The organism is Corallococcus sp. 4LFB (assembly GCF_046520365.1).
GTDB lineage: Bacteria > Myxococcota > Myxococcia > Myxococcales > Myxococcaceae > Corallococcus > Corallococcus caeni.
On record NZ_JBKGHJ010000611.1, the window covers coordinates 1 to 4,378 of the forward strand.

Annotated in this window: 2 protein-coding genes; both read right to left on the reverse strand. The window is 67.5% G+C overall.

Annotation, left to right across the window (positions count from 1 at the left end; all coding sequences use genetic code 11):
• On the reverse strand, positions 1-816 hold an 816-nt coding region (gene rpsB / locus ACLEQD_RS38000; protein ID WP_410390741.1), incomplete at its 3' end, for a 30S ribosomal protein S2.
• A 342-nt stretch (positions 817-1,158) separates the two neighbouring features.
• Positions 1,159-3,984, reverse strand: a complete 2,826-nt coding sequence (secA, locus tag ACLEQD_RS38005) for a preprotein translocase subunit SecA (protein WP_410390742.1) — start codon at positions 3,982-3,984, stop codon at positions 1,159-1,161.
• Between the last annotated feature and the right edge of the window lie 394 nt (positions 3,985-4,378).

The window sequence follows — 4,378 nt, forward strand, 5'->3', positions numbered from 1 at the left end:
GCCACGGCGGTCGTCACGGTCGCGGCGGTCGTCACGGCCCTCGCGCTCCTCCTGCTCGTCGCGCTCGGCGGCGCCGGACGCACGGTAGCGCGCCGCACCCTCGAGGCACGCGTCCGCGATCTTCGACGTGAAGAGCTTGATGGAGCGGATGGCGTCGTCGTTGCCCGGGATGACGAAGTCGATGCCGTCCGGATCGCAGTTGGTGTCCACCAGGCCAATCACCGGGATGCCCAGGCGGGTGGCCTCGTGGATGGCGATGTGCTCCTTCTTCGGGTCGATGATGAAGACGCAGCGGGGCAGCTTCGCCATGTCCTTCACGCCGCCCAGGTTCTTCTCCAGCTTCTCGCGCTCGCGGTCGAGCTGGGCGACCTCCTTCTTGGGCAGGCGCTCGAAGGTGCCGTCCTCGGCCATCTTCTCCAGCGTCTTCAGGCGGTCGATGCCCTGCTTGATGGTCTTGAAGTTCGTCAGCGTGCCACCCAGCCAGCGGCTGGTGACGTGGAACTGACCGGCGCGGGCGGCCTCCTCCTGGATGACGTCCTGCGCCTGCTTCTTGGTGCCGACGAACAGCACCGAACCGCCGCGGGCCGTGATGTCCGCCACGAAGCGGAAGGCCGAGCGGGCCATCGTCACGGTCTTCTGCAGGTCGATGATGTAGATGCCGTTACGGGCGCCGAAGATGTAGGGCTTCATCTTCGGGTTCCAGCGCTTGGTCTGGTGGCCGAAGTGGACGCCGGCCTCGAGGAGCTGGCGCATCGTGATGCCGCTGGCGGCGGCCATCGCCTGGGCCTGCGTCTGCGTATCCTGCTGGGTATCCATGGTGCGTGTACCTTCCGGTTGTTCCGCCACGCGCGTTTGAGACAGCTGCCAGTCCTGGCCCTTCCACCGTGGAGGGGCACCGGAGACCGGTGACACGCGTGTGAGTAGTGGGTGTTGCGGACTGCCTCGGGCGTACGGCCCGGCCCCTCTTCATAACGGGGCGCGGCGTCCTTAGCAGAACGCTCGAGAGGGGCGCAAGCTTCGGCACACCATCCGTCCGGGTCCCACCCCTCCGGGGCCGCTCCCCTGCCCTCCAGGAAGGCGACCGGCGCGGCCACCGTCCCCGGAAGAGGGAGGGCAACCGCGCCGGAGGGCACTGCTTCTGTCAGCGGGCGTCAGGGACTACGGGTTCGCCTCGTTGGCGCCGTGGCACTTCTTGTACTTGCGGCCGCTGCCGCAGGGGCAGGGGTCGTTGCGGCCCACGGTGCGGGCGGGCGCGGCGGCGGCCTCGCGCTGGGCGACCGGGGTGGCGGTGGCCTCCTCGATCTTCCCCTCGGCGTCGGCGCGGCCCTCCACGGCCTTCTTCTGCTGCTGGGCGAGCTGGCGCTGGATGCGGGCCGTCTCCTCCGCCGCGCTGGAGGCGGAGCGGGCCTGGACGCGCATCATCTGGCTGACGAACTGCGTCTTGATGGCGTCCAGCATCTGCATGAAGCCCGTGTAGCCTTCCTTCTTGTACTCCTGCTTCGGGTCCTTCTGGCCGTAGCCGCGCAGGCCGATGCCCTGGCGCAGGTGGTCCATGGCCAGCAGGTGGTCCTTCCACAGCTGGTCGATGGTGGCCAGGTACCGGTACTGCAGGAAGCGCATGAAGTCTTCGCCGAACTCCTGCTCGCGGGCGGTGAAGACCTTCTCCGCCGCGCCGTAGATCTGCTCCTGGAGCTCGTCGCGGTTGCCGACGCCCTCGAAGGTCATCTCCAGGTTGAGCGACTCCTTCACCATGTTGGACAGCGAGGCGATGTCCCAGGTGTCGGAGCTGCGCGTGGGGGCGTAGGTGTCCGTCATGGACACGACGACGTCCTCCACCGCGTCCAGCACCATCTCCCGGAAGTCCGCCCAGGAGATGACGCGCTCGGAGCGCGTCTTCACGCGCGTCTTGAGGTCCTCCTCGTACTCCACGAGGGGGATGCCCGCGCCCGACGCGAGCACCTGGCGGCGCAGCTTGTAGATGGTGCGCCGCTGCTGGTTCATCACGTCGTCGTACTCGAGCAGGTTCTTGCGGATGTCGAAGTTGTGGCCTTCGACCCGCTTCTGCGCGCTCTCGATGGCGCGCGAGAGCCAGATGTGCTCGATGACCTCGCCCTCCTCCATGCCCAGGCGCTCCATCAGCATCTGGATGCGCTCGGACCCGAAGATGCGCATCAGGTCGTCTTCCAGGGACAGGAAGAAGCGGCTGGCGCCCGGGTCACCCTGGCGGCCGGCGCGGCCACGCAGCTGGTTGTCCACGCGGCGGGACTCGTGGCGCTCCGTGCCGATGATGAAGAGGCCGCCGGCGGCCATGACCTCTTCACGCTCGCGCTTGGTGAGCGCCTCGTTGTTCGCCTTCGTCTCCGCGAAGCGCTTCTCGTAGTCCGCGAGCGCCGCCTGGTAGCCGGTGAGGTCCAGGGGCTGACCGTCCACGGCCTCCGGCGGCTCCGGCGGCGGGCCCATCTCACTCTTGGTCATGACCTCCGCGTTGCCGCCCAGGAGGATGTCCGTGCCGCGGCCGGCCATGTTGGTGGAGATGGTGACCGCGCCCTTGCGGCCCGCCTGCGCGACGATGTCCGCCTCGCGCTGGTGCGCCTTGGCGTTGAGGACGCTGTGGGGCACGCCGCGCTTCTTGAGGAAGTTGGACACCACCTCGCTCTTGGCGATGGACACCGTGCCCACGAGCACCGGCTGACCGGCCTTGTGCAGCTCTTCAATCTGCCCGGCGACGGCCTCGAACTTCTCGCGCTCCGTCTTGTAGACCACGTCCTGTTCGTCGCGGCGCTGCGCCTGACGGTTGGTCGGGATGACGCGCACGTCCAGGTTGTAGATCTTCGCGAACTCTTCGGCTTCCGTGTCCGCGGTGCCCGTCATGCCGGACAGCTTGGAGTACATGCGGAAGTAGTTCTGGAACGAGACCGTGGCGAGCGTCTGGTTCTCGTTTTCAATCTTCACGCCCTCCTTGGCCTCGATGGCCTGGTGGAGGCCGTCGGACCAGCGGCGGCCGGGCATGAGGCGGCCGGTGAACTCGTCGACGATCTGCACCTCGCCGTCCTTCACCACGTAGTCCTTGTCGCGCTTGTAGAGCGTGTGCGCGCGCAGGGCCTGCTCGACGTGGTGGAGGGTCTCGATTTCGCCCGGGTCGTAGAGGTTGCCGACGTTGAGGCGCTTCTGGAGCTTGTCGATGCCGTCGTCGGTGAGGGCCACCGCGCGGTGCTTCTCATCCAGGGTGTAGTCCTGGTCCGGCACGAGGCCCGGGATGACCTGGTCCACCCGGTAGTACTTGTCGGTGCTGTCCTCGGTGGGGCCGGAGATGATGAGCGGCGTGCGGGCCTCGTCGATGAGGATGGAGTCCACCTCGTCGACGATGGCGTAGTTGAGCTCGCGCTGGACGTAGTCCTGCAGGCGGAACTTCATGTTGTCGCGCAGGTAGTCGAAGCCGAACTCGTTGTTCTGGCCGTACGTGATGTCCGAGCGGTACGCGTCCTGGCGCTGCTTGTCGGACAGCTCGTGGAGCACGCAGCCCGTGGTCATGCCCAGGAACTTGTAGACGCGGCCCATCCACTCCGCGTCGCGGCGGGCCAGGTAGTCGTTCACGGTGACGACGTGCACGCCGCGGCCGGACAGGGCGTTGAGGTAGGAGGGCAGCGTCGCGGTGAGCGTCTTGCCTTCACCGGTGCGCATCTCCGCGATGCAGCCCTCGTGCAGGAACATGCCGCCGATGAGCTGCACGTCGTAGTGGCGCTGGCCGATGACCCGGCTCGCCGCTTCACGGGTGAGGGCGAAGGCCTCGAACAACAGGTCGTCGAGCGGCTTGCCGTTCGCGATCTCCTGCTTCATCCGGGCGGTTTCCCGCGCGAAGTCGTCGTCCTTGAGGGCCTTCATGCGGCCCTCCAGTTCGTTGATGCGGGCGACCTTCAGACGGGCTTTCTTGAGCTCGCGCTCATTCTTGGTCCCGATGAGCTTCTTTAGCGTCCATTCAATCATGTTGGCTCTCTCGCCGGAGGATCCTCGAAGGAGCGCGGCGAGTGAAGGGAATTCCCAGGAGATGTAAGGGAGAACCAGACCAAAACCACGCGCGCCCCCCGAAACTTCCTCTCGGCTGGCCGCCCGGCGCGCGGTGGCCCAGAGTAAAGCGGAACCGAGTCCACGCAATGTCCCCTAAGCAGATTCACCGTCCCCGCGCCGCGAAGACTTCTTCCGGTCGCTCCTCCCCGGGCCCCCGCCGGCCAGGCGCCCCCTCCCGTCCCGGCAAGCCTTCACGCCCGGGGCCCCCCTCTAACGGCAAGGCTGGCCCGAAGCCCGGCCCCCGGGCGGCAGGCAAGCCGGGCCCCAAGGCCGGAGGCAAGCCGGGCTTCAAGGCCGGAGGCAAGCCGGGCCC

What these genes read in the sequence shown, in the direction of transcription:
- secA (WP_410390742.1), bottom strand. Translation starts at nt 3,984, where the DNA reads ATGATTGAATGGACGCTAAAGAAGCTCATCGGGACCAAGAATGAGCGC.